General features: G+C 38.6%; 20 protein-coding genes. 7 read left to right on the top strand and 13 right to left on the bottom strand.

The features are described from left to right. Positions 1-81 precede the first annotated feature (81 nt). Positions 82-3,000 carry a TonB-dependent receptor domain-containing protein gene (locus AC3ITD_RS01390; RefSeq protein WP_489363390.1) on the bottom strand — a complete coding sequence of 973 codons (2,919 nt, stop codon included), beginning with the start codon at positions 2,998-3,000 and terminating at the stop codon, positions 82-84. A gap of 202 nt (positions 3,001-3,202) precedes the next feature. Here AC3ITD_RS01390 and AC3ITD_RS01385 point away from each other — a divergent pair, with 202 nt between their 5' ends. From AC3ITD_RS01385 to AC3ITD_RS01375, 3 genes are read left to right on the top strand one after another with little or no spacing between them, the layout of a single operon-like run. Then, positions 3,203-5,632: a penicillin acylase family protein gene (locus tag AC3ITD_RS01385; protein ID WP_489363388.1), complete on the top strand. Its 2,430-nt coding sequence runs from the start codon at positions 3,203-3,205 to the stop codon at positions 5,630-5,632. 6 nt (positions 5,633-5,638) lie between these two features. Further along, positions 5,639-5,998: a hypothetical protein gene (locus tag AC3ITD_RS01380; RefSeq protein WP_489363386.1), complete on the top strand. Its 360-nt coding sequence runs from the start codon at positions 5,639-5,641 to the stop codon at positions 5,996-5,998. Between the two features lie 22 nt (positions 5,999-6,020). Next, a complete protein-coding gene (locus AC3ITD_RS01375; RefSeq protein ID WP_489363384.1) occupies positions 6,021-7,001 on the top strand; it encodes a LuxE/PaaK family acyltransferase in 981 nt (326 codons plus the stop codon). Here the strand turns inward: AC3ITD_RS01375 and AC3ITD_RS01370 are convergent, their stop codons facing one another. The 4 genes from AC3ITD_RS01370 to AC3ITD_RS01355 form a co-directional block, all read right to left on the bottom strand. Next, complete coding sequence (locus tag AC3ITD_RS01370; protein WP_489363382.1) at positions 7,002-7,457, bottom strand: RES family NAD+ phosphorylase; 456 nt, start codon at positions 7,455-7,457, stop codon at positions 7,002-7,004. It lies immediately after the preceding gene. Then, positions 7,457-7,936 (bottom strand): Xre family toxin-antitoxin system antitoxin, encoded by a 480-nt coding sequence (locus AC3ITD_RS01365; RefSeq protein ID WP_265798228.1) that lies wholly within the window; start codon positions 7,934-7,936, stop codon positions 7,457-7,459. The genes AC3ITD_RS01370 and AC3ITD_RS01365 overlap by 1 nt, the downstream gene beginning before the upstream one ends. A 109-nt stretch (positions 7,937-8,045) precedes the next feature. Then, positions 8,046-9,332 (bottom strand): tyrosine--tRNA ligase, encoded by a 1,287-nt coding sequence (gene tyrS, locus AC3ITD_RS01360; RefSeq protein ID WP_265798227.1) that lies wholly within the window; start codon positions 9,330-9,332, stop codon positions 8,046-8,048. 61 nt (positions 9,333-9,393) lie between these two features. After that, a complete protein-coding gene (locus AC3ITD_RS01355; protein ID WP_489363379.1) occupies positions 9,394-10,686 on the bottom strand; it encodes a patatin-like phospholipase family protein in 1,293 nt (430 codons plus the stop codon). 119 nt (positions 10,687-10,805) lie between these two features. On the opposite strand from AC3ITD_RS01355, the gene AC3ITD_RS01350 reads away from it, so the two are divergent. The 3 genes from AC3ITD_RS01350 (at position 10,806) to dapA (ending at position 14,529) form a co-directional block, all read left to right on the top strand. Further along, positions 10,806-11,486, top strand: coding sequence for an ACP phosphodiesterase (locus AC3ITD_RS01350; protein WP_489363377.1), 681 nt, complete (start codon positions 10,806-10,808; stop codon positions 11,484-11,486). 54 nt (positions 11,487-11,540) lie between these two features. After that, positions 11,541-13,553, top strand: a complete 2,013-nt coding sequence (gene ligA / locus AC3ITD_RS01345) for an NAD-dependent DNA ligase LigA (RefSeq protein WP_489363375.1) — start codon at positions 11,541-11,543, stop codon at positions 13,551-13,553. Between the two features lie 88 nt (positions 13,554-13,641). Then, complete coding sequence (dapA, locus tag AC3ITD_RS01340) at positions 13,642-14,529, top strand: 4-hydroxy-tetrahydrodipicolinate synthase (RefSeq protein ID WP_489363373.1); 888 nt, start codon at positions 13,642-13,644, stop codon at positions 14,527-14,529. 54 nt (positions 14,530-14,583) lie between these two features. Here dapA and AC3ITD_RS01335 read toward each other — a convergent pair whose 3' ends face one another. After that, positions 14,584-14,760: a hypothetical protein gene (locus AC3ITD_RS01335; RefSeq protein ID WP_056871440.1), complete on the bottom strand. Its 177-nt coding sequence runs from the start codon at positions 14,758-14,760 to the stop codon at positions 14,584-14,586. A gap of 334 nt (positions 14,761-15,094) precedes the next feature. Here AC3ITD_RS01335 and AC3ITD_RS01330 point away from each other — a divergent pair, with 334 nt between their 5' ends. Next, entirely contained in the window at positions 15,095-16,546 is a 1,452-nt protein-coding gene (locus AC3ITD_RS01330) for an IS1182 family transposase (RefSeq protein ID WP_489363370.1), read from the top strand. Between the two features lie 232 nt (positions 16,547-16,778). On the opposite strand, the gene AC3ITD_RS01325 is transcribed toward AC3ITD_RS01330, so the two are convergent. From AC3ITD_RS01325 to AC3ITD_RS01295, 7 genes are all read right to left on the bottom strand, one after another. After that, on the bottom strand, positions 16,779-18,020 hold the full coding sequence (locus AC3ITD_RS01325) for an aminotransferase class I/II-fold pyridoxal phosphate-dependent enzyme (protein ID WP_265798221.1): 1,242 nt from the start codon (positions 18,018-18,020) through the stop codon (positions 16,779-16,781). A gap of 166 nt (positions 18,021-18,186) precedes the next feature. After that, positions 18,187-19,806: a cell division protein FtsZ gene (gene ftsZ / locus AC3ITD_RS01320; RefSeq protein WP_265798220.1), complete on the bottom strand. Its 1,620-nt coding sequence runs from the start codon at positions 19,804-19,806 to the stop codon at positions 18,187-18,189. Positions 19,807-19,936: 130 nt separating this feature from the next. Continuing rightward, the gene (gene ftsA, locus AC3ITD_RS01315; protein WP_265798219.1) at positions 19,937-21,295 is read right to left on the bottom strand and encodes a cell division protein FtsA; all 1,359 of its coding nucleotides are present in this window, start codon (positions 21,293-21,295) and stop codon (positions 19,937-19,939) included. 5 nt (positions 21,296-21,300) lie between these two features. Further along, positions 21,301-22,452, bottom strand: a complete 1,152-nt coding sequence (locus tag AC3ITD_RS01310) for a cell division protein FtsQ/DivIB (RefSeq protein WP_489363367.1) — start codon at positions 22,450-22,452, stop codon at positions 21,301-21,303. Continuing rightward, entirely contained in the window at positions 22,445-23,800 is a 1,356-nt protein-coding gene (gene murC / locus AC3ITD_RS01305; RefSeq protein ID WP_489363365.1) for a UDP-N-acetylmuramate--L-alanine ligase, read from the bottom strand. Before murC ends, AC3ITD_RS01310 begins: the two co-directional genes overlap by 8 nt. A 138-nt stretch (positions 23,801-23,938) precedes the next feature. Beyond that, positions 23,939-25,045: an undecaprenyldiphospho-muramoylpentapeptide beta-N-acetylglucosaminyltransferase gene (murG, locus tag AC3ITD_RS01300; RefSeq protein ID WP_489363363.1), complete on the bottom strand. Its 1,107-nt coding sequence runs from the start codon at positions 25,043-25,045 to the stop codon at positions 23,939-23,941. Between the two features lie 116 nt (positions 25,046-25,161). Beyond that, positions 25,162-26,355, bottom strand: coding sequence for an FtsW/RodA/SpoVE family cell cycle protein (locus tag AC3ITD_RS01295; protein ID WP_489363361.1), 1,194 nt, complete (start codon positions 26,353-26,355; stop codon positions 25,162-25,164). Positions 26,356-26,369: the final 14 nt, after the last annotated feature.

Genomic DNA, 26,369 nt, shown 5'->3' with positions numbered 1-26,369 from the left:
AAAAGGGGGGTATTAAATAATAAATAAAAAGCCCCGAATATTAATATCCGGGGGCTTCACGAACGCGAACATTTTTAATCCCTATGGATTGAAAGAGAATGCCAAATAATATATAGCACCCGCTGCTGGGTTACCATAAGATGTAATGTAATATTTGTTCATCACGTTAGAACCTCCCAATTTGATAGACGATTTTACTGATGGTATTTTGTAACTCACCTGCGCATCTAAAGAGCTATAAGCTGGCACATCGCCTGAGGCAAATGAAGAGTTCCAATAAAATTTATCTTGCCAACGGTAAGACAAGTTAAAGCCTACGTTTTTAATAATTTCTTTGTTTCCAAAGCCCAGGTTGAAGCGAACTTTTGGTGTATTAAAATCGTTAATATAATTTACCGGAAGATCGCCAATTTGATTGTATGAAACGTTTCCACTAAAATTGTAGTTACCCACTAAATAATCTAACCCTAACGCCGCACCATAAGAGGTTACTTCTCCTTCAGCATTTACCGGAACTCCAAACTTAACAAAAGTTGGACTGGCTAAAGTGCCCACGTTCTGGTAAACATCTACAGCGGTAATAAAATCTTTGTAAATATTATAATAACCATAAGCATCAATCAATAGGTTCGGCAAGATTAATCCTTTGTAACCTAACTCATAAGACTGCACACTTTCCGGACGAACACCTCTCGCATCAAAGGTATATTGCTGCAATAAAGCAGGGTTTGGCGTGCCTGTTGCGGCTGATGCCAAGAAAGCACGGTAACTCACATCGGTAAATGCTTTATTAGTATTCAAATTGTATTTACCGAACATAACTTCAGGCAAACCACCAATTAAACGTTGCGATCCACCTCCCACTGATAAATCGATGTATTGATTTTGAGTGGTTGGATTGCGATAACCAGTTTGGTAAGAAGCCCTGATGTTATTGTTTTTAGCTACGGTGAAAACCCCGGTAATACGTGGGGTAAAACGGCCTTCGAAATTCATGCTTTTATCATAACGACCGGCAAAAGTAAATTTCACTTTATCATTAAATAGTTTTTTACCTATTTGAGCGAAAGCGCCATATTCATTAATGTCGATAGAACTGGTTAAATCGTTAAAGATTGTTCCTGCCGAATTTAAATCGTACAAACGATATGAAGCACCCACTTGAAACTCTACCACATTGTTAAAGGCATTGGTAAAATTGTACATTCCTTCGTAGTGGTATAAATTCGATTTGTCGTCAAACTTAGCACCGTAAACACCCGAACCGAAATTAGTGGTGCTAATGTTGGTGTTCATAATATTTTGTTTAGCGGTTTCAAACTGCGGGCTACCTGGCTCAAATCTACCCTGGTTAGCTACACCTCTTGCAGTTACATGGGCAGCAGCATCACTTTGTCCGGCGGCTCTTGCACCTGCGTAATTTCCAATATATTGTGGAAACCAAGTGGTTGATGCTTTAGATACTTCATTAATATAACTTCCTAAAATAGACGAAATGTATGAATCGCCTGAACGCTCTTGGGTGGTGTACCCTTTAATAGAGAAATCTTGCCCTTTAACCTCTAATTTGTACTGACCAATATTGAAGTTTCGCAAAGAGTAACGATCGGAACCTGTATAAACCGAAGTTCCTGTGCCCCAGTTTGCCTGTGCAACTGCTTGAATGGTATTGGTGATGTTGTAATACACCGCACCGGAAGCTTTCAACGATTTGGTATCATAATCTACCAAATCACGCTCATTGTAACCTGTCCTCGATACATTTTGATCTGGAATTAAGTTTGCTTTTAAGCCCACATAAAATGGAAGATAATTTTGTACCGCAGGACGTAAGCCAGCTGGCAAACCAGCCAGAAAACCTGCCTGTTGTGCCGCATTAGGAATAGCTGCCCCAAAAGCACCATCCATCAAAGCTTTAATATTTGGAATAGCACCACCAGAACCAGCATTGATTCCTGATATCGTTGCATTTTGAACGCTTAAAGCTACATTACGCATGTTCTGACTCACCTCATCGCCATAAACATTTATTCCATCGTAGTTGTTGTCGCTATTGCGGTCTCCAGATTTGAACGTTCTTGCATTGCGATCAAAGTTCGAATAGTTGGTACCCATCCAATCTTTCGCCTGTAAAAACGAGAAAGCCGCTTTAACCCCAAACTTATTGTTCCATGATTTTGCTAAACGAACATCCAATTGGTTAAAAGGCTGTACGCTGTTGTTATCATCATTTACGTGGTTAATGCCTGTTTTGTATTGAAAACTAGCACCCTGATATTTGAATGGATCTTTAGAAGTCATTAGTAGAGTACCATTAATACCGCCAGCACCATATAAAGCGGATGAAGCTCCTGGTAAAAGTTCTACATTATCTACATCAAGTTCCGTAATACCCACAATATTACCAACTGAAAAGTTCAAACCTGGCGCCTGGTTATCCATTCCATCGATGTATTGATTGAAACGGGTATTACCATTTGAGTTGAAACCACGTGTATTAATGGATTTAAAGGTTAAGCTTTGCATGCTACTTTCTACACCTTTCATGTTGTTCAAGGCATCATAAAAAGATGGTGCAGCAATTTCTCTAATTGAAGCAGCGCTCATTCGCTCTATAGAAACAGGCGATTCTAATATACGTTCCGGAGTTCTCGATGCAGAAACCACCACATCACCTCCTAAAACTACAGCGCCTTCCAATTCGATGTTAATTCCAGCAGTGTTGCCAGTTACCTGACGCTCTACTGTGCCATAGCCTACATAAGATGCCACTAAAGTAAATGGCACTTTGGCAGATGTACTGAAAGAAAAACTTCCATCACCAGATGATGCAGTACCACCAGTTTGACCTTTTATGGTTACACTTACTCCAGCGAGGCCTTGTTTTGATTCCTTATCTTTAACGGTTCCACTAACCGTGATGTTCTGTGCCTTTGCCGCAATATTTATTGCAAATACAAAGAATAACACATACAAGATTTGTGTAAAGTTCCTACTCATAAATGATTAAAATTTGGTTAGTTGTATTATTAGTTAGGATAAACTTAAATGCTTTTTTTGAATTAAACAAATTATGTTTGCATAATAATTTCGATTCATTTTATAATTTGGATTGATAATCAGTTTGTTGTATTTTCATTCAATTAAAATCACCATTTTACTTTATCTTAGTCACCTGATAGTTTTCAGCTAACCATTATTTATGAATAAAATTAAAGCTCTATTCTGTGTAATAATTCCCATAACACTCGCCTTTTTATTTAATACGAAAATTGGCCAAAATCCGCCGCTGCTGAAATTTCTGAACCCTTTTATGGGGTTTTGGCAAAATGCTGAAAACAATCATTTTATTTTTAATCATAAAGCAAAAATTAAAGGCGCAATTGATAAAATCGAAATCGTTTTTGATGACAGAATGATCCCTCATATTTTCGCCCAAAACGATCACGATCTTTATTTGGCACAAGGTTACGTAACAGCCATGCATCGCCTTTGGCAAATGGATTTTCAAACGCGTTTTGCCGCAGGAAGAATTAGTGAAGTGGTTGGAGAAAAAGCAATTGAAGTTGATCGTTACCAACGTAGAATGGGCATGGTTTATGGCGCTGAACATTCGCTAAAAGGAATGATGGCCGACCCAAAAGCCAAAGAAATGATTTTAGCTTATACTGAAGGCATCAATGCTTATATCAAAACGCTTTCTCATTCTAATTACCCGCTGGAATATAAGTTACTGGATTTTAAACCTGAAAACTGGACGCCTATTAAGTGCGCCCTGTTATTGAAACAAATGTCGGCCGTTTTGGCAATGGGTTCCGACGAGTTTTACATGACTAACATTCTGAAAAAATTTGGACCTGAAGTCACCAAAGATCTTTTTCCTGATTATCCTTTTAAAGAAGACCCAATCATTCCCGTGGGTAGCAAGTGGGATTTCACCCCTTTAACAACTCCAAAAACGCCTCAAAGCTTTACCGATGCCACCACGGGCGATGTAAAAACAAAAGAAAAAATTGAAGGTATTGGAAGTAACAATTGGGCACTTTCTGGCTCGAAAACGGCTTCTGGATATCCAATTCTAGCCAATGATCCACACTTGGATTTAACGCTTCCATCTATCTGGTACCAGATTCAGCTACATGCACCTGGGGTAAATACCTATGGCGTTTCTTTACCTGGTGCACCAGGAGTAATTATAGGTTTTAACCAAAAAATTGCCTGGGGCGTAACCAATGTTGCTGCCGATGTGCTGGATTTCTATCAGATTAAATTCAAGGATTCATCGCACAATGAATATTGGTACAATAACAAATGGAACAAAACAACCAGGCGTTTAGAAAACATCAAAATCCGTGGAAGCAAAGATGAAATCGATACGGTTTACTATACGCACCATGGTCCTGTAGTTTATTTTCAAAAACCTAAATATGGCAGAGCCGATAACGTGCCCGTTGGAGATGCATTGAGATGGATTGCACACGATCGGTCAAACGAGTTGATGACTTTTTATTATCTGAATCGAGGAAGTAACTATAACGATTACCGCAAGGCACTCACATTTTATACCGCACCAGCTCAAAATTTTGTGTTCGCCAGTATAGATAACGATATCGCCATTACACCAAATGGAAAATTTCCACTAAAATGGAAAGAACAAGGTAAGTTTATTTTAGATGGAACCGATCCGGCTTATGATTGGCAGGGATGGATTCCAGCGGTTCAAAACCCAACAGTCAAAAACCCACCACGTGGCTTCGTAAGTTCGGCAAATCAATCCTCAACCGACCCAACTTACCCTTATTACATCAATTGGGAATTTGCGCCCTACGAAAGAGGAAAGAGAATTAATGATCGCTTAGGTGCCATGAGCAAAGCAACGATGGACAGCATTAGGCTAATGCAAACCGATAACTACAGCATTTTGGCTCAAAACGTTCTGCCGGCAGTCGTACCGTTGTTAAACCCAGAAAGTTTAAATGCGACACAAAAAGAAGCCTTGAGCTATATAAACAAGTGGAGCAAACGTTACGATGCGGATGAAATTGCAGCCAGCGTTTTTGAAATCTGGACCAAGCGTTTAGCTTTCAATATCTGGAATGATGAATTTGTAGTGAAAGGCATTCCGATGCGTTATCCTTCGAGAGACCGTACCGTGGAAATGATCTTGAAAGAACCAAATGCCAAGTGGTATGACAACATCAACACCAAGCAAAAAGAAACACTTCCTGATTTGGTAAACGAAGCTTTCAAATACAGTTGCGATAGTTTAGAACGCCGTTTTGGCCCGATAAATAAAGATTGGCGATGGAGCAATGTAAAGCAAACGAATGTACCACACCTTGCGAAAATTCCAGGTTTCGGTTCTAAAATTCTCCAAATTGGTGGAGCAAAAAGCACCATTAATGCCATCAGTGAAACCAACGGACCATCATGGAGGATGGTGATTGAACTAGGTAAAACGCCAAAAGGTCATGGTGTTTACCCAGGCGGTCAATCTGGAAATCCGGGCAGTAAATTTTATGATAATATGGTGGATACCTGGGCAAGTGGTCAGCTGTATGACTTGTTTTACATGCAAACTCCTGATGATAAATCCGGAAAAATAATCTCTCGTTTAAAAATTTCAAAATAGTTTAAAATGGTATTTATCGTTATCGTCATAATTTGTTTTTTACTTCAAATGATTGCGCCTTGGTGGGTAATTATTGTAGTTGTGTTTGCCACCTGTGGCATTATCGGTAAAACAGCTAAGATTGCCTTCTGGCAATCTTTCTTTGCCATTTTTTTACTGTGGATTGGCTATGCTTTATTTAAAAGTTTACCTAACGACAACGTTTTGGCGGGTCGCGTTGCAGTAATGACAGGAATTAAAATTTGGTGGGCGCTACTATTAGTTACCGGAATATTAAGCGGATTGGTTGCCGGCATCAGCGGTTTTTGTGGCTATCATTTTAGAATGGCCATGCTTGCTAAAAAAACTGACGAGAAGTTAGCATAATGCTTCGTACTTTTGCAGGGTGATGCTGCTTACTGAAGATATCTTTTCAATACACAATGATGATGAGTTTAGTGCTCATGCTTTGTCCGTTTTTAACCACCAGGTTACGCATTGTGAAATTTACAGGCAATACGTTCATCATTTAAAAGTTGATGTGGCGGAAGTAAAGCGCCTGGAAGAAATTCCCTTTCTTCCCATCAGCTTTTTTAAAACGCACAGTATTTTAAGCAGTCAACTTCCTGTTGAAATCACCTTTAGCAGTTCGGGCACCACTGGAATGATTCAAAGCAGTCATCACGTAACCAATGTAAAACTTTACGAGCAAAGCTATCTACAAGCTTTTGATCAATTTTACGGAAACATTCGCAATTATTGTTTTTTAGCCTTGCTTCCCTCCTACCAACAGCGGTCGGGCTCTTCTTTAATTTATATGGTTAACGATTTAATCGAAAAAAGCAATCATCTTGAAAGCGGTTATTTCCTTTATAATCATGATGATTTGTACCAAACTTTGCTTGCCCTTAAAACGAATAACCAACCAACTGTTTTAATTGGCGTAACCTATGCCCTACTTGATTTTATTGAAAATTTCGATATCGATTTCCCTGATTTAATTGTAATGGAAACCGGTGGAATGAAAGGAAAACGCAAAGAAATGGTTCGGGAAGAGTTGCATGCACAATTGACTCAAGGTTTTGGCGTACCCACCATCCATAGCGAATACGGAATGACGGAATTGCTCTCTCAGGCTTATTCTTTAGGTGATGGGGTTTTCAACTGCCCCAAGTGGATGAAAGTTTTGATTCGTGATACGAATGACCCATTATCGTTAGTAAAAAACGGAAAAACCGGTGGCATTAATGTAATCGATTTAGCAAATATAAATTCATGCTCTTTTATTGCTACGCAGGATTTAGGCAGAGTCAACAGCGATGGCAGTTTTGAAGTTTTAGGTAGGTTTGATAATGCCGATATTAGAGGTTGTAATTTGTTGGTGCAGTAACTAAGTTTTAAATCTTTTATCAAAAACGAAGTCTCTTCTGTTTACAAGCTTAATTTTTTTACTATCTGGATGGTGAGGATTGATAATAAAATTAAATTCTTCCTCAAGTATAATGGATGGAACCTTCATCAACAGATAAATTCCATCGCGAACAAACTTATCGCCTATTTTTTTTAGTTCATCCGCTGTCTGAGGATCTCTCCAATCCTCAGGCAAATCAAAAATGCTGATGTCATATATTTTATCATCTGGTACATCAAATGTAGCAAGAACAAAAGGGCGGTCTACTTGCTCTGGACTTAAATGCACTAGTACTTCCATTACTGCCATGGCTCTGCTTTCCGCCAAATACACAACAGCTGTTCCTTTATTATTCCACCGGCCGCCGTATTGTTTAGCACCAGCGCCACTTAAATCTTCAATATATTTTGAAGATGAAATTCTATAGATTAACATTAACTAAATATCCCGTGCTCGATTCGGCCTAAAATGTCTGATACGATGGTGAAACCAATATGTGTATCTAAAAGATCAAAAGGAATTTCGCCACCTAATGCATAATTGGGAGATTTTATCCAACTGTTAAATGCTTTGGCACTACCTAAAACCTCAATGCCCCTTTCGTATAACCTTGCAAGTTCAATGGCCCGATCGGCATACTCCGTTTTAACCAATGTATCTGGCGTATACCGTTGTAAAGTTCTATCCGAAATGTGTAATACTGCGGCAATTTCTTCTATCGTTAAAGAAATCTGTTTTGCTAGAGCAGTTATTGATTTTTTGGCAATCCCTTTACGGGCGAGTTTAAGCAAATCATAATCAGAATAATTGGCGAAGGAATTACCCATCATGGCCACCATAGGTGTATGCATGACGTTTCCGTAAGCTATTATTCGCTCTTCAACAACTTTTGACTCTTCAACTTTCCTTTTCATAACCGACAATCTTACCCAAATATATGCATTTTGTCTGGTAATAAAAAAGTCTCAAAAAAAAGTCCTAGAATGATCTAAGACTTTTTGAAACAAAATATTTTACTGAATCTTATTCCGCGATCAGCAGGAAATAGTTTTTCTTACCTTTCTGAACAACGATGAATTGATCATTAATCAAATGATCGGCATTGAAGATCTGTGTTGCTTCACCAACCTTTTCTTTATTTACCGAAACACCGCCACCTTGAATCAACTTTTTGGTTTCTCCTTTTGAAGGAAATACGGAAGCTTTCTCAGCCAGTAATGTAGCAGCATCTATTCCATTAGCCAGTTCTGCTTTCGAAATTTTGAATTGAGGAATTCCCTCGAACATCTCTAATACTTGTCTTTCCGAAAGGGTTTTCAAAAATTCAAGAGATCCGTTTCCGAATAAAAATTCGGAAGTTTTGATTGCTGTTTCTAACGCTTCTACCGAGTGCGTTTTAACGGTGATGTCTTCAGCCAACGCTTTTTGCAAAATTCGCAAGTGCGGTGCTGTATCATGTTCAGCCTCTAAAGCTTCGATTTCGGTTTTGGTTTTTAGCGTAAATATTCTGATCCATTTTTTAACATCATCATCTGATGCATTTAACCAAAACTGATAAAATTTATATGGAGAAGTTTTTTCGGGATCTAACCAAACCGCACCACTTTCGGTTTTACCGAATTTTGTTCCGTCGGCTTTTTTAATTAATTGCGTAGTAATCGCATAAGCTGTTCCAGCATCTTTTCTTCTAATCAGTTCTGTTCCGGTAACAATATTTCCCCACTGGTCTGATCCACCCATTTGAACCAAACAGTTTTCGTTTTTCCATAAATGATAAAAATCGTATCCCTGAATCAACTGGTAGCAAAATTCGGTAAATGACAATCCAGAATCACCTTCTAAGCGTCTTTTTACGCTATCCTTTGCCATCATATAGTTAACGGTAATATGTTTACCAACGTCTCTAATGAAGGTGAAAAGATTCATATCCTTAAACCAATCGGCGTTGTTTACCATCACGGCACCATTGCCACCATCCTCAAAGGTTAAGAATTTAGCCAATTGCTTCTTCATCCCTTTCAGGTTGTGTTCAATCATCTCCGGTGTTTGCAAATTACGCTCATCAGATTTTCCTGATGGATCGCCCACCATTCCTGTAGCACCACCAACTAAAGCATAAGGCTTATGACCAGCTTTCTGGAAATGAATTAAAGTCATGATTTGAGTGAGATGGCCAACATGTAAAGAATCTGCAGTTGGGTCAAATCCGATATAACCAGAAGTCATACCTTCGTTTAACTTTTCTTCAGTATTCGGCATAATATCATGCAGCATGCCACGCCACCTTAATTCTTCAACAAAATTCGTCATTGTACAAACACTTTTATAATTGTGCGTGCAAAGATAAAATTTTAGCTTAGTTTAAAGCAAATTAGTTGGTAAGTGTAAACCAGCTTTTAAAATCAGCCTTGGCAGCGTTAAAATCAGCATGGCCAATTAAACAATTTAGCGCACTGTCGCTGCGAATAGCCTGGTTTGGAACGCCTGAATTGCCCAACCAATTCTCGCACAATTTAATGATTAAAGATACTTCCTTATCTTCAACAGCATCCATATCAGTGGCATTTAGCGCCACATATTCGTCTTTGTTTATACCTACGGGCAAATCCCAATGTTTACCAGCTGTATCATTAACCATCATAGGGCGCAATACAGGATTCATTCTGATAAAATCTATAGGTTTTGCAGGCATCGATGAATTCAAAATCATGTAAGCTATAAAAGCTGCTGTATCAGGCGGATCGTTCAAAATACTGGTTCCCATTTTTTGGATATCCTTGATCAAACCAGGCGCTTCGTGTTTCGCTTTCAATTCATTGTAACGCACAGGAATTTCTTCATCGTATTGCAGTTGCGAAACCGATCCCGTACCTATTGAAAGAACTTGAATGTGCTCAATTTGATACTGCTCGCGGTTGCAAATGGCCTCAGTAACGGCTGCTAAAACTGGATTATTATTACCTGTTACGCCGCCATCCCAATAAAATTTGAGCTTATTATTTACTTTGAACGCCGCAGGTTCGTTAAAGTAATTAACGGGTGCCGTACTCGAAGCGTGAATGGCCTCAACCAAACTCACTAAACAATCTGAAGGCGTTTTGGCAGTAGCAGGCAAATTTTTAAGTTTCCGCTCTATTACCGATGTAGATGCCAAGCTATCGCAATCTGTTCGAAACATTTCTGCCCGGTTACGATAGTAATCGTATCCGATAATTAAAAACTGAGTTTTGATATCTCCGTTAACCGCAACATGTTGTGGAATGTGCATCAGATCAATTTGTGATATTTTTGGGAGAATATCTTTTAAGGCTTGATATTTTCGTTTTGTAGCATATTTTGCACCTATTTTGAAAATTCGAGCTACGCTGGAAAGCAAACTTTTTTCAAAAAAACTTAATCTGGAAAATACCTTACTCCTCAATTGTTCATCGCCAAAAATCTTTTCAATTTCTGATAAACGAAGGTTCTCGGCCATAGCGGCGGCAACGAGGCTCCCGCCACTATTGGCAGCCACCAAATCGAATTTTGACAATACCTCATGCCCTGTTGGATCAGGATTATTAAAAGTTTCTGCAAAGAGCTTTCTTAAACATTTTACTTGAATAAGCGCCCAGGATCCGCCTCCATCTAAAGAAAGAATCCTGTAAGTTTTGGGATGAGGCATGATGATCAATTATGGTAATTAAATTTATAAATAATTAACTTACAAAACAATACAGGTTCGAACCCGAACATTTACCCATTTCAGTTTTTAGGCAATAAAGAAAACATTAACTTGTGAGCATGAATTTCCTGTCCCACTACTACTTCGATAAATCAAATGATGATGCCAATGTGGTTTTGGGAACAGTATTGCCTGACTTAATAAAAAACGCTTCCAAAGAAGCCAATTTATACCCTCAAAAAAACGAATTCCTTTTCTTAGGAAATCCTGATGAAGAATCGCTATTAAGAGGCTGGAAAAGACATCTCGCAGTTGATTTACTTTTCCACTCTTCCAATTTTTTCTTGGAAAAAACTACTGAATTGAAGTTCCTTATAAAACCAATTGTCGAAGATACGCCTGTTCGACCCTCGTTTTTAGCACACATCGGGTTAGAACTGATACTTGATCACCTACTAATAGAACATAATCTCATTCAGGTAAATCATTTTTACGACAAATTATCGGCGGTGAAAAAGGAATCACTAGGAGATTTCCTTACGCATTGTGGCTTGAAAGATCAGTCGGTTTTTTTTAAATTCATGGAAGGTTTCATTAGTAGCAAGTACCTTTTAAGCTATCAAAAATTAGAAAACATCAGCTATGCGCTAAATAGAATTTGCATGCGTTTGTGGCCAGAAACTTTAAACGAAAAGCAATTGGCAGCGCTAACATTTCAATTGGGAATATTTAAGGAAACGCTGGAGAAAGATTTTACGAAAATTTTCGAGGAGATATCGGATCAATTATCCGGCAGTTAATTATTTTTCCAAACGAATCCTAAAGCAACTCATCCTTTTTTTATATTTGCTCTTATGTCGCTATTTGCAATTAAAGAAGAAATGGATGCGCTGGTTGCCGAGTTAAACCAGCATAATTACAATTATTATGTGCTGGCTATGCCAACCATTGGCGATTATGAGTTTGATAAAAAGCTTAAGCATCTTGCTGAATTAGAAAAGGCAAATCCTGATTTTGCTGATCCAAACTCTCCTACTCAACGCGTAGGTGGCGACATTACCAAAAACTTCATTACCGTAAATCATAAATACCCAATGTTATCGCTGGGTAATACTTATAATGAACAGGATCTTCGCGATTTTGACGAACGGATTCGAAAAGCAATCGGCGATAACTTTGAATACGTTTGTGAATTAAAGTTTGACGGATTATCAATCAGCCTCACTTATGAAAACGGAAAATTGCTAAGAGCAGTAACCCGTGGCGATGGAACCAAAGGTGATGACGTGACAAATAATGTTAAAACCATCCATACTATCCCGCATCAAATCAAAACTGAAAAAGCACCAGAGCATTTCGAAATTCGGGGAGAGATTTTTATGCATAAGGCCGCGTTTCTGCGTTTAAATGCTGCACGTGAAGAATTAGGAGAAATTCCTTACGCTAATCCACGCAACTTTGCTTCCGGAACGATAAAAATGCAAGACAGCAAGGAAGTTGCGAAGAGACCTCTAGATGGTTTCATCTATTTTCTATACACCGATAAAAACGAATTTAAAAATCATTGGGATAGCCTGCAGGAGGTTAAAAATTGGGGCTTTCATGTGTGCGAGCACAATCGCTTGGTCAAAAATATTGATGATGTCCTGGCATTCATTCACCATTGGGAAACCGAACGTTTTAAACTGAGTTACGATATTGATGGAATCGTGATTAAGGTAAACAGTTATGCCCAGCAACAAGAACTTGGTTTTACAGCTAAATCTCCGCGTTGGGCAATCTCCTATAAATATAAAGCTGCTGAAGTGGAAACCGTTTTAGAGAAGGTAACCTATCAGGTTGGTCGAACTGGCGCAGTAACGCCCGTAGCTAATTTAAAGCCTGTTTTATTGGCAGGAACGACTGTTAAAAGAGCTACTTTGCATAATGCAAACGAAATCGAAAGATTGGATTTACATGTGGGCGATACGGTTTACGTTGAAAAAGGCGGAGAAATCATTCCAAAAATAATAAAAGTGAATTTAGATAAAAGAGTTGAAGGCTCCAATCGTGTTCATTATCTACACAACTGCCCGGAATGCGACACTGAACTGATTAGAAAAGAAGGAGAAGCGGTGCACTATTGTCCGAACGATGAAGGTTGCCCGCCACAAATCGTCGGAAAAATTCAACATTTTATTTCACGCAAAGCGATGAACATTGATGGCCTCGGTGATGAAACTATTGAAACTTTTTATAAACATGGCTTAGTTAATCACATTAGCGATCTTTATACTTTACATTTAAAATCAGATCAGTTAAAAAGCTTAGATCGGTTTGGCGAACGCTCTATTGAAAACATGCTTGCTGGAATCGAAAAATCAAAAGAAATGCCATTTGAGAAAGTGCTTTTCGGATTAGGTATTCGTTATGTGGGCGAAACGGTAGCAAAGAAACTAGCCGCTGGCGTAAAAAATATTGACAACTTATCTCGTGCTACAATGGACGAATTAATTGCCATAGATGAAATTGGGCAACGCATTGCCGAAAGCATTGTTGAATATTTCGCAAAAAAAGAGCATTTAGAGCAGGTTCAACTATTAAAAGTAGCGGGTTTGCGGTTCGAAATTGAAGAAAAGGTAATTGAACTGGCCAGTGATAAACTTATTGGAAAAACATTCGTAATTTCGGGCGTTTTTGAAAATTATGGCCGCGAAGAACTGAAAGATATTATTGAGGCAAATGGTGGAAAAATTTTGAGCGGAATATCAGGTAAATTAAATTATTTGGTAGCCGGTGATAATATGGGACCATCCAAGTTAGAGAAAGCAACCAAACTAAATATTCCCATCATCAGTGATGCAGAACTTTTAGAAATGATAAAATAAAATAAGAGCGTGATTGAATGAGTGAACGATAGAATGCTTAACACATTCATTTAATCTCTTATTCAAAATTCAATAATTATAAATTAAAATGAACAAATTTCAGGGTACTGGTGTGGCATTGGTTACACCTTTCAACACAGATGGATCTGTTGATTATGATGGTTTAAAAAACCTGATTAATCACTTGGTCGACGGAGGGATAGATTACCTCGTTTCTTTAGGTACAACCGGCGAAACCGCTACGATGACCAAGGAGGAAAAGAAGAAGGTGTGGGCCTATACTGCTGAAATAAACAACAATAGATTACCATTAGTTGCTGGCATTGGTGGAAATAATACCTTGGCAGTTGCAGAAGATATCAAATCCTTTGATGCAACCGGCTATAGTGCCATTTTATCTGTAAGTCCTTACTACAACAAACCAACTCAGGAAGGGATTTATCAACACTATAAATATTTAGCCGAGGTTTCAGCTTTGGATTTAATTCTATACAACGTTCCAGGAAGAACGATGAGTAACATGACTCCGGAAACGACTTGCAGATTGGCGCATGATTTCAAAAATATCATTGCAACTAAAGAAGCTTCGGGGAGTTTTGACCAATTTAATCAAATTATGAGGGATAAACCAGAAGATTTTCTATTAATTTCTGGTGATGATCCTATTACCCTGCCCATGATTGCTTTAGGTGCATCGGGAATTATTTCTGTAATTGCAAATGCTTTACCACGACAGTTTTCTGATATAGTGAGACAATGTTTAGCCGGCGATTTTAAAGGCGCTACTCCTGCACACTTAAGTTTGGTAGAATTTACCCGTCTAGCTTTCGCAGAAGGAAACCCAGCGGGAATAAAAGCTGCACTTAAACATTTGGGTGTTTGTGATGATACAGTAAGGTTACCATTGATTAAAGTGTCTTCAACACTAGAACAATCCATTATCAAAGAGATTGAAAAATTAGGTCAATTTGCTTAAAAAACAAAAGAAGTCAAGTTCAAAAAACTTGACTTCTTTAAATATCTATATCGCTTAAGCTTTATTTTTAGTGTCCTGAACCTCCAAACGGATCGCCTGAGCTAAGTTTTTCAAATCCTGCATGCCTTTACGAATTCTTGTTCCTGCGGCACTGTTTCCTTTGTTATAAAATTTGTCTGCATCAGCTTCTAAAGCTGCAACCAGACTTTTTACTTCTTCAAATTTTTTCATTTTTTAGTACTCCTACAATTTTAAAGGTTTGATTTTTAATTATATAACTCTAATTTAATAGGTTTGTTGTAGAAACAAAAATTTTTAACTGAATAAAAATCGCCGTTAATGCCGTTTTTTTCCACACTGAAACGTTTTATGAACATCAGTAATTATAAATTAAAAAGCAACAAGCTCACTTACAGTATATTAAGAAAACTCACTCACAAAAAAGCCCTTTAAACTAGTTGAGGGCACTGAAAAAGTCCCTTTTTAAAAAGGATAAAAGGAGTAGAAAATTAGTTTTTCTGCTCCTTTTTTTGTATTTTAAAGTTATATAATTACTGCCTTTAAGATGCTTCTTCAACAACAAAAAATCCAGTTTAGCGAGTTTTCCAGGCTTTATGACCTGATTATTCCTAAGGAGAATTTACTTCGCAAGATTAATGAGCTAATAGATTTTAGCTTTATCTATGATGAGCTAATAGGCAAATACTGCCCGGACAATGGCCGTAATGCTGAGAGTCCGGTGCGCATGTTCAAATATTTGTTATTGAAGACGATCTATACCATTTCTGATGTTGATGTCGTGGATCGTTCCCGCTATGATATGTCCTTTAAATATTTTCTGGAGATGTCCCCTGAAGAAGACGTGATCAATCCAAGCTCGCTGACCAAGTTCCGAAAGCTTCGTCTTAAGGATATGGATCTCTTAAACCTGTTGATTGGAAAAACCGTTTCTTTAGCCCTAGAGAAGGGTATTATAAAATCCAAATCCATCATTGTCGATGCTACGCATTCACTTTCCAGATCCAACCCATATTCACCTATTGAGGTATTAAGACAACGTTCGAAGTTGCTTCGAAGAGCAGTATATTCAATGGATGATGATTTCAAAACCCGGATGCCCCAGAAGAATGAATCAAACGATATCCTAAGGGAAATAGAATACTCTAGCGAACTGCAAAAACTTATCGAGTCTGATGAAACACTAAGTGAGATCCCTGCAGTAAAGGAGAAACTGAACCTGTTAAAGGAAACAGTTGAAGACACCCGGGAGAATTATACAATATCCAAAGATATGGATGCTAGGACTGGCCACAAAACAGCCGACAGCAGCTTTTTTGGCTACAAAACTCATTTGGCAATGACAGAGGAGCGTATTATAACGGCTGCTGTTGTCACATCAGCAGAGAAAGGAGACGGGCCTGAACTACCAAAACTGTTGAACCAGGCCCAGGCAAACGGAATGGAGGTGGATACCATCATAGGTGATGCAGCTTATGCCGGGAAGAACAATCTCAAGCTCTGTGATGTGAAGGGAAATAAGTTAAGGATAGTTGCCAGGATGAACCCTGCCATTACCCATGGCGCAAGAAAAGAGGAAGAAAAGTTTGATTATAACAAAGATGCCGATATGTTCGTATGTCCTGCAGGGCACCTGGCTATGTACAAACGGGTACAGGGCAGAAAGGTAGACAGGAAAAACCAGGCAATGACCTATTATTTCGACGTCGAAAAATGTAAAACATGCCCGCTAAGAGATGGCTGCTACAAGGCAGAAGCTAAAAGCAGAACGTACTCGGTTACAATAAAGCCAGATGAGCATAAAGAACAGGAAATATTCCAGCAAAGCGAGTACTTCAGGGAAAAATCAAGACATAGATATAAAATTGAAGCAAAAAATAGTGAATTGAAAAATGTTCATGGATATGACAGAGCAAATTCCTATGGCCTGGAAAACATGAGAATGCAAAGTGCACTTGCGATATTTGTGGTTAATCTTAAGAGAATTCTCAAATTTTGAAAAAAAGGATAATAATCTATATAATTCTATAGATCAAACTAACAGTTTGCTCCAGCTCTCCATATCGAATGGAATGTACGTTATCAAATAAGAAACTGAAATGTCTCAAAAAAGAAAGCGGATGAACAACTTTTAAAAGCTATTCATCCGCTGTTGAGTTTGAAGACCAATTTATGTCTACTTTTTCAGTGCCCTCAACTAGTTTAAAGGGCTTTTAAAATATAATTATCGATTAAGCTATTGCAAACTGATTCTCTTTATAATAGCCATTTTCAAGCTTTTCAGCAACCTCGCTAAAAGCATCTAAGGTACGTTGAACATCTTCTAATGTGTGTACAGCTGTTGGAATTAGGCGAAGCTCGATCATTCCTTTCGGAATTACCGGATAAACAACAATCGAACAGAAAATGCTGTAGTTCTGGCGTAAATCGAACGTGATTGCTGTAGCATCAGTAAGCTCTCCTTTTAAGAAAACTGGCGTTACCACAGAATCAGTTACACCTAAATCGAAGCCTCTTTCACGTAGTCCTTTTTGTAAAGTCATCGCAATTTCCCACAACTTATCTTTAAGTTCTGGTTTGCTCTTTAACAATTCCAAACGTTTTAATAATCCTTTAACCATTGGCATTGGCAACGCCTTAGCAAAAGTTTGTGAACGCATATTATATCTTAAAAAGTTGGTAATCTCCTCAGTAGACGCTACGAAAGCGCCAATACCAGCCATCGATTTCGCAAAGGTTCCGAAGTAAACATCAATACCTTCGATACAATCCTGAGCTTCGTGCGTACCTGCACCTGTTTTACCCATCGTACCAAAACCGTGAGCGTCATCAACCAAAATACGGAAATCAAACTCTTTCTTTAGATCAACAATCTCTTTTAGTTTACCTTGCGCTCCACTCATACCAAAAACACCTTCGGTGATCAATAAAATACCTCCGCCAGATTCTTTGGTTAATTTCGTAGCACGCTCTAATTGTTTTTTCGCACTTGTAATATCATTGTGTTGGTACACGAAACGTTTACCCATGTGTAAACGAAGACCATCTATAATACAAGCATGAGATTCGCCGTCATACACAATCACATCATTTCTATCCACCAAAGTATCGATGATAGAAACCATCCCCTGATAACCATAATTCAATAAAAATGCATCAGGTTTGCCCACAAATGCTGCAAGTTCCTGCTCCAATTGTTCGTGGTATTTGGAGTTTCCACTCATCATACGGGCACCCATCGGGTAAGCCATACCAAATTCTGCAGCTGCATCAGCATCTGCTTTTCTAACTTCTGGGTGGTTGGCTAAACCTAAATAATTGTTTAAGCTCCAAACCAAATGCTCTTTTCCTTTGAATTGCATGTGAGGTGCAATTTCTCCCTCTAATTTTGGAAACGAGAAATACCCATGAGACCATTTTTGGTGTTGACCAAGCGGGCCCATGTGCTTTGCTATCTTTTCAAATATATCCAATGTATTATGTGTTTTTGATAATAAAAATTTTGCGAATTTACGGTTTATTTGGCTTAAAATCAATCAGATTAATCTTCCGCTTGTCAATAAGATTTCTAACACTCGAAATTTATGCCAAAAAAGCCCCGATAGTAAATCGAGGCTTTAAAATTATATTTGGTTTGATTTAATCAACATTATCGTGTAAGAAAGAATTGTTTGGTCTAATCTCTGTACCACCATCTTGATCGTTACTTAAAGTGAAACGACTTACCTGCGATTCAGAAGAATGTTGGACTTGCTGTAACTGCATTTGTTTGCGTTTGTAAGCAGGTTCATTTTCTAATTCTTGCAAGCCGTTTGTAGTGCGCAATTTCATGCTTAAATCTTTCAGACGTAAGATACGTTCTTTAGATTTTTTCAACTGCTCTTCCATTGATTCATCATTTTTGTCATCATCCAAACCCGCAACAGACATTTCCACTTCTGGCTCCCGAGCAGGTTGTACCGCTGGTGTTTCGAACACGAAATTGGTTTCTGCCAATTTCACTTCAAACTCGAAACCAGTTTCCTGTGGTTCTTCTACCTGAGGCTCTTCTTCAATTAAAGTATGACGAACAACATTATTTTCAGGCTCCTGAACTTTTTGAGGTTCAGCTTTCGCAAACATTCCACCGAAAAGATCAGCTTGTGAAACTTCCTCTTTAGCTTTCAAAACCGGCTCGTAACTTGGAGCAGCTTTTGGCTGAATAAAAGAATTTATCGGCTCAACTGGGCGAACTAGTGGCGCTTCTTCAGGAGTTAATAAAGAAATCTTCTTTTTGTTTTTCTCTTCATGAACACGCTCTTCAGATGTTTGGAAGCCAGTAGCGATAATAGTTACCGATAATTTCTCTCCTAATGATTCATCTGTACAGTTCCCCCAAATTAAATCAGCAGATAAACCTGCTTTTTCCTGAATGTAATCAGTAATGATGGAAACTTCATCCATTGTTACTTCCTGAACACCAGAACTGATGTTCAATAGAATATATCGGGCACCTTCAATTTCGTTATCTTTTAATAGTGGAGATGCTAAAGCACCCTCAACTGCTTGTAAAGCACGATCTTCACCGTCAGCTGCATGACTTCCCATAATGGCGACACCACTTTCTTTCATTACAGTACGCACATCCTTAAAGTCCACGTTTATATAACCTGGAACCGTGATGATCTCTGCAATACCTTTTGCTGCTGTTGTTAAAATATCATCGGCCTGACCAAATGCAGAACCTAACGTTAAATTCCCGAAGATCTCACGCAATCTATCATTAGAGATCACCAAATAAGAATCTACATATTTTTTCAATTCTTCCATGCCCTCATCAGCCTGAAGCTTACGTCTTTTTCCTTCAAAAGAGAATGGCGTGGTAATAATGGCAACTGTTAAAATATCAAGTTCTTTAGCAGCTTTGGCAATAATGGGAGATGCACCAGTTCCGGTACCACCACCCATTCCAGCAGTAATAAACAACATTTTGGTTGTACTACCCAACATGGCTTTAATATCATCGATATTTTCTATCGCAGAGTTTTTGCCAACCTCCGGAATAGAACCAGCACCCATCCCTTCAGTTAAACTAGCGCCTAATTGTACCTTGTTAGGTATCGGACTAGATTCCAAAGCTTGGGCATCTGTATTACAAATAATAAAGTCTACACCAGTAATACCCGACAGGTACATATGGTTAACTGCGTTGCCGCCACCGCCCCCAACACCAATTACTTTGATGATTGATGACTTATCTTTTAACATTTCGAACTGCATATCTTTATGAATCAGTTGTTTAAAAAGTTTTAAATTCTGTTCATTACTCAACGTAATATTAACACTTTTTCAACAGACGTTTTCCACAAGTGTTAAGAATGTGGAAAACTCACATGTTGTTGAAAAAAACTTAGCTTTTCAGATAATCTTCATCGCTAACATTCATATCATCTTGAATGAATGTTTTTGTTTTGGCTAGAAGTTTATCAAATAAACCTGGACCGCGTTTTTCTTTTTCTTTTTGTGCTTTTGGCTTTTCTACATATACACCTGGCTGTTTCATTTCCTCAATTAATTCTTCAGCTTTCTGAATACCTTTAATTAATAAACCAACACTGGTAGCATACATTGGGCTTTTCAGATCATCGTAAATCGCCTTTGGCATATCTTCATATTTAGATAAATGCTCATTTGGATAACCGATGCGGCAATCTAAACCCGTTACATATTCTACCGCCTGCGATAAGTGTTTCAATAAAGCACCACCACCCGTGATTACAATTCCGCCGATTAGCTTTTTCTCATAACCAGAAGATTTGATCTCATAGTAAACATGCTCGATGATTTCTTCCATACGGGCCTGGATAACATAAGCCAGGTTTTTAACCGAAATTTCTTTCGGCTCACGACCACGAAGACCAGGAACGCAAATAATTTCGTTTTCCTTATTTTCTTCGGCCAAAGCAGAACCAAAACGTGTTTTCAATAACTCAGCCTGGTTGCGCATTACTGAACAACCTTCTCTAATATCTTCAGTTACGCTATTTCCCCCAAATGGAATCACAGCGGTATGACGAATAATACCCTCGTGAAAGATGGCAATATCGGTAGTTCCACCACCTATATCAACCAATGCAATACCTGCTTCTTTTTCTTCATCGCTCAACACCGATTCAGAAGAAGCCAATGGCTCAAGAATCAGATCCTGAGTTTGCAATCCTGCGTTATTTACACATTTGATTATATTTTTAACCGCTGTAACCTGCCCGGAGATAATATGAAAATTAGCCTCTAAACGTACGCCGGCCATCCCGATAGGATCTTTGATACCAGGTTCGTTATCAATGGTAAACTCTTGTGGCAATACATGGATAATTTCCTCACCTGGAGGCATCACCAATTTAAACATATCATCAATTAACTTATCGATATCTTTTTTACCGATTTCATTATTTAATTCTCTTCTTGTTAAAATTCCGCGGTGCTGCAAGCTTTTAATGTGTTGTCCGGCAATACCAACATTTACCACCTGTATTTCTACATTTGATTGTCCACTCGCCACCTCAACCGCCTGAGCAATGCCCTGCACTGTTTTTTGAATGTTAGAAACTACTCCTCGTGTCACCCCCGCCGATTCTGCCTTTCCTATTCCTAAAATTTCTATCTTACCATGTTGGGTTCTACGGCCAACGATAACACATATTTTTGTAGTACCGATATCTAATCCTACTACAATGGGAGACTGACTGGTAAATTTTGCCTTGTCCATATTCGTTAATTTTGTTGAGTTTTATATTGTTTTTCTAGGGCTCTGATTTCTTTTTCTCTCTCCAGCTTCATTTGGGCTGCAGATTTTGTATTTGTTTTTTTCTTTTCCGTTGTTTCCGAAGTCGCCGGCTTTTGTTCCTTTGGCTTAACAGCTGCTGTTATTACTGGTTTTTTGATTTCAGTCTGTGCTGGAGCAACTGCTTTCACTTCTGGCTTTTTCGGCTCAGCGGTTTTCGTTTCCGTCTTTTTCGGAACAACAGCAGCAGTTTGTTCTACAATAGCATCGCTGATTACATTTCTGATTAGCGAATCGGCTACCTTTTGTTGTATTCTCAAACTATCTGAAGATGAAATTGTTTTTCGCTTCCTGGCAATTGCTGTCGAATCTCTTTTTTCGCAAACTATTTGATTGGTATATTTAATATTAATTGTTCTGTAAGCATCCCAACCTACTTGTGGCATTGCTTTCTTGTAAAATAGCAAAAGGTTAGTCATCTTTTTTTCCAAAGAATCGGCATTACCTAGAATGATGCGCTGATCACCTACGCGGGGAATCAGTTCAATATCATTTTTTTGATCTACAACCAATTGCTCGATCTGCGAATCCCACAAAGTATCTCTCTTGATAAATAAAGCAGTTTTATAAATATCATGAGCCAATTTGGTATGCAGGGTATCAACTCTACTTCCAAAAACCTCTGTTATATTTCCAGTTGCCACCAATACATTTGCAGTAAAATTTGATGAGATTGGCATTTTCAAGCCGTCGTTATCAATATAAAAATCCTGACCGCTGCTGTTTAAGATCCTCACTACCGGCTGGCGCTGCTTCACTTCTATGTGCAATACACCATCCATTTCTACGTACACTTTCGCAAAGGCGATGTATGGATTTGATTGTAGCTTCTTCTCTATCTTATGGATATTTATATTTTCGATATTTCGTCCCAGCAAAACGCCCTGATCTTCTCTTAAAATTTGATCAATTTCTTCTCTCTCGATAAAGTTATCTGCTCCCGGTATTAAAATTTTAACATCCGTACATTTAACCGTTTGCTTTTTAATGTTGATGAAACTTAAAAGCACCACCACACCAGCCAGGCTTATTAGCCATGCAAATCCGGTAAATATTGCGCTCCAGTTTATTCTTTTAAGCATGGTTTAATGCATTTTTCAGAGGTTCAATAATCGTATCGATATCGCCCGCTCCAACAGTCAAAATTAACTCAGGTTTTGTGTCCTTAACATACTGAACCACAGAATATTTTCCACATATCTGTTTATTCTTCAGGTTGATTTTATTTAATAAAAACTTCGAATCAATACCTTCCAAAGGCAATTCCCTAGCCGGATATATTTCCAACAGTAACAAATCATCAGCTGTGCTTAAAACTTTTGCAAAGTCATCAGCAAAATCCCGTGTACGCGTAAACAAGTGTGGCTGAAAAATAACGGTAAGCTTCTTATCTGGATATAGCTGACGAACCGCATCGAAACAAGCTCTTAATTCTTCAGGATGATGGGCATAATCATCAATGTAAATCTGGCTATCGTTATTTACGATGTATTCGAACCTGCGTTTTACGCCTTTAAAGTTTGCTACTGCTTGCTTAATTTTATCTGCATCAATTCCCAGTTTTAAAGCAATTGCAATGGCAACCGTAGTATTTTCTACATTGTGCCTGCCGGGCAACATTAAACTGATGTCTTTAATCTGGATACCATTATCCATATAATCAAATACAAATTTCGACCCTTCTACACGAAGATTTACGGCCTTAGCGGTTGCAGTTGTGCTTGCTGCATAGCTAATGCTATTGTTCAATGGCAAACCCTCATAGGCGTAAAGTGTACCGTTTGGCTTTAGTTGGCCAGCATACAATTGAAAAGATTCATCTAGATGGCTTTTATCTCCATAAATATCTAAATGATCGGCATCCATTGAAGTAACCACAGCAATATCAGGATGTAACGTTAAAAATGAACGATCATATTCGTCTGCCTCAACCACTACCACATTATTCTTCCCAAACAATACGTTGCTGTTGTAGTTACTGGTAATTCCGCCCAAAAAAGCAGTACAATCGTAACCTGTATCTTTTAAAATATGCGCAACAATTGATGAGGTAGTGGTTTTGCCATGTGTACCTGCAATGCCAATACAAAACATGCCTTTACTGATGATGCCTAAAACCTCCGATCGTTTTTTAAGACTGAAGCCTTTATCGATGAAGTGATTTAAAATTTTGGAATCTTTTGGAATAGCAGGGGTGTAAACAACTAAGGTATCATCATGATGATCTAAAAATGCGCAAGGCAGAGATGCTGACTCATCCAAATAAGTGATCAAAATGCCTTCCTGTTCCAAAGTCTCGGTCAATTTCGTTTTGGTTTTATCGTAACCACAAACCACTTGACCGCGTTTAGCAAAATAACGAGCAAGCGCACTCATGCCGATACCACCGATACCTACAAAAAACACTCTATTTATTTTACTTAGTTCCATTTTTTTTTAAGCTAAAAGCAGAAAGACCAAAGTGAAAAGCTTTTTCTTTCTATCGGTTATATATTCCTTGGCTTTGAGATTGCTTCGTACCTCGCAATGACGAATTGTCAATTATGCTTTGGTAATTCAGCTTTAATCTTAAGCTTTTATCAATTTCAAGACTTCTCCGGCAATAATTTCATCTGCTTCTGGCAAAGCCATTTTACCTATATTTTCAGCCAGTTTTTCACGCTGTTCTTTATCATTCAAAAGCGACAACGCTTGCTTCACCAATGTATCTTCAGCGAAACGGTCGTTAATAAGTAGTGCGGCACCATTTTTAACCAAAGCCATCGCATTTTTGGTTTGATGATCTTCGGCTACGTTAGGAGAAGGCACCAAAATGACTGGTTTCTTGATTAGACAAAGTTCCGCGATCGTTCCCGCTCCTGCCCTACTGATAATCACATCTGCAGCCGCATAAGCCAAATCCATTTTATTCAAAAACTCCAGAATGCGCACATTTGGATGATACTCCAGGCCCAAACGCTCAATAATTCCATTGTAATAATATTTACCCGTTTGCCAAACCACTTGCACATCCTGTGCGATGATTTCTGGCAAATGTTCTTCAATCGCTTTGTTCAGTGTACCAGCTCCTAAACTTCCGCCTGTAACCATTATAGTTTTCTTCAATGGATCGAGTTTCAACAGTTCAGCACCTGCGTGGTGTTTTCCCTTGATATCAACTACTTCTTTGCGAACCGGATTCCCGGTTTTCAAAATTCGATCAGAAGGGAAGAATTGATCCATTTCATCGAAAGCAACGCAAATTTTTGAAGCCTTTCTACCCAGCCACTTATTGGTTACACCAGCATAAGAATTCTGCTCCTGAATGAGGTATGGAATTCCTTTTAATGATGCTGCATACAATAACGGACCAGAGGCATAACCCCCAACGCCCACTACGGCATCTGGTTTAAAATCATTAATAATTTGCATCGCTCTGCGTACACTGCCGATAACTTTAAATGGCAAGGCAAGATTTTTAACAATCGAACCCCGCTGCATCCCGCTGATGTTTAAGCCTATTATTTTATATCCGGCAGCTGGAACTTTTTCCATTTCCATGCGGCCATTTGCACCCACAAACAGAATTTCACAAGCAGGAACCAAGCGCTTAAGCGCGTTGGCTATGGCTACGGCGGGGAAAATATGCCCGCCGGTGCCACCACCTGATATGATAATTTTTGGGGAATTATTCATTTGTTATTTAATTATTGACATTCTTTATGCTCGTCTTTGCGAGGCACGAAGTAATCTCATTTGCTATATATTTAAAAGATTGCCTCGTCATGCTTCCTCGCAATGACGATAAATAGCTACCCAAACGCCGGTATCTCTCCTACAATCACTTTATTCTTTACTTTCTCTTTATCTTCTTTTGCTATGGCACCTGCGTTTTCCTCAACGTCTCTGCTTACACTTAATATAATTCCGAAGGCTACGCTGGTAAAAATCATCGAAGTTCCGCCCATGCTCACCAATGGCAAAGGCACTCCTGTTACCGGACCTAAACCCACCGCCACCGCCATGTTTGCAAAAGCCTGAATGGTTAAGCTAAAACTCAATCCAGCTGCCAGTAAAGCCCCAAATGCCTTGGGGGCCTTGGTCACGATTTTTATACATCGGTATAAAAGTACCAGGTACAGTACCATGATTATAATTCCTCCCAGTGTCCCCCATTCTTCAATAATAATGGCGAAAATAAAATCGGAATACGGGTGTGGTAGGAAATTCCGTTGCGTACTATTACCTGGCCCTTTACCAAAAACCCCTCCAGTAGCTAAAGCAATTTTTGCCTGATCTGCCTGAAAAGTTTTATCTGAATGTTGCATCTCGGGGTGGATGAATGAATTGATACGCGACATATAAGTCTTTCTTCTAGGCCCGAGAAAAAACACAAACAACAACAATACAAATCCACCAGCGCAAACAATTGCAATCTGTTTAATACTAATACGCCCGATGATTAAGAGCAAAATACTTACACCAAACAACATTAAGGCCGTAGACAAATTGGCTAATGCAATTAAAACGAAAACCACACAAACAGAGCCCATAATTGGCACAAACGACTCTTTAACGTTTTTGATGTTTTCTTGTTTCTTGGTCAACATTCTGGCCAAAAAGGTAATTAATGCCAGCTTTGCTAAATCGGAGGTTTGGAACGTAAGTCCAATTACCGGAATTTTAACCCAACGCGATGCATCGTTCAAATTTGTTCCGAATATTAAGGTATAAACCAAAAGCGGAATGGTTACTATCATCAAAATTTTCGAAATACCGGCATAATAGCGGTAATCTAACAAGTGGGCAATGTATATCATCCCAATCCCCATTAAAACAAAAATTAAGTGCTTGGTTAGAAGCAGCTTTTCTACCGCCTCACCTTTTTTATAGGCTAAAGTTCCTGTTGCACTGAAAACGGCCATTACAGAAATAAGCGAAAGCAGGATGATGATCAACCAGATCCATCTATCGCCTTTAGTTTTGTTAAGTAGTGCTTGAAACATATAATTAAGCCTCC

The organism is Pedobacter sp. KH_004, from assembly GCF_057840755.1.
The sequence above is the reverse complement of the archived record's forward strand: the minus strand, read 5'-3'. Positions and strand labels throughout refer to the sequence as shown.

Excerpts from the sequence above, each read along its gene's own strand:
- AC3ITD_RS01390 (WP_489363390.1), bottom strand. The coding sequence starts at position 3,000 with ATGAGTAGGAACTTTACACAAATCTTGTATGTGTTATTCTTTGTATTT.
- AC3ITD_RS01385 (WP_489363388.1), top strand. The coding sequence starts at position 3,203 with ATGAATAAAATTAAAGCTCTATTCTGTGTAATAATTCCCATAACACTC.
- AC3ITD_RS01380 (WP_489363386.1), top strand. The coding sequence starts at position 5,639 with ATGGTATTTATCGTTATCGTCATAATTTGTTTTTTACTTCAAATGATT.
- AC3ITD_RS01375 (WP_489363384.1), top strand. The coding sequence starts at position 6,021 with ATGCTGCTTACTGAAGATATCTTTTCAATACACAATGATGATGAGTTT.
- AC3ITD_RS01370 (WP_489363382.1), bottom strand. The coding sequence starts at position 7,457 with ATGTTAATCTATAGAATTTCATCTTCAAAATATATTGAAGATTTAAGT.
- AC3ITD_RS01365 (WP_265798228.1), bottom strand. The coding sequence starts at position 7,936 with ATGAAAAGGAAAGTTGAAGAGTCAAAAGTTGTTGAAGAGCGAATAATA.
- tyrS (WP_265798227.1), bottom strand. The coding sequence starts at position 9,332 with ATGACGAATTTTGTTGAAGAATTAAGGTGGCGTGGCATGCTGCATGAT.
- AC3ITD_RS01355 (WP_489363379.1), bottom strand. The coding sequence starts at position 10,686 with ATGCCTCATCCCAAAACTTACAGGATTCTTTCTTTAGATGGAGGCGGA.
- AC3ITD_RS01350 (WP_489363377.1), top strand. The coding sequence starts at position 10,806 with ATGAATTTCCTGTCCCACTACTACTTCGATAAATCAAATGATGATGCC.
- ligA (WP_489363375.1), top strand. The coding sequence starts at position 11,541 with ATGTCGCTATTTGCAATTAAAGAAGAAATGGATGCGCTGGTTGCCGAG.
- dapA (WP_489363373.1), top strand. The coding sequence starts at position 13,642 with ATGAACAAATTTCAGGGTACTGGTGTGGCATTGGTTACACCTTTCAAC.
- AC3ITD_RS01335 (WP_056871440.1), bottom strand. The coding sequence starts at position 14,760 with ATGAAAAAATTTGAAGAAGTAAAAAGTCTGGTTGCAGCTTTAGAAGCT.
- AC3ITD_RS01330 (WP_489363370.1), top strand. The coding sequence starts at position 15,095 with ATGCTTCTTCAACAACAAAAAATCCAGTTTAGCGAGTTTTCCAGGCTT.
- ftsZ (WP_265798220.1), bottom strand. The coding sequence starts at position 19,806 with ATGCAGTTCGAAATGTTAAAAGATAAGTCATCAATCATCAAAGTAATT.
- ftsA (WP_265798219.1), bottom strand. The coding sequence starts at position 21,295 with ATGGACAAGGCAAAATTTACCAGTCAGTCTCCCATTGTAGTAGGATTA.
- AC3ITD_RS01310 (WP_489363367.1), bottom strand. The coding sequence starts at position 22,452 with ATGCTTAAAAGAATAAACTGGAGCGCAATATTTACCGGATTTGCATGG.
- murC (WP_489363365.1), bottom strand. The coding sequence starts at position 23,800 with ATGGAACTAAGTAAAATAAATAGAGTGTTTTTTGTAGGTATCGGTGGT.
- murG (WP_489363363.1), bottom strand. The coding sequence starts at position 25,045 with ATGAATAATTCCCCAAAAATTATCATATCAGGTGGTGGCACCGGCGGG.
- AC3ITD_RS01295 (WP_489363361.1), bottom strand. The coding sequence starts at position 26,355 with ATGTTTCAAGCACTACTTAACAAAACTAAAGGCGATAGATGGATCTGG.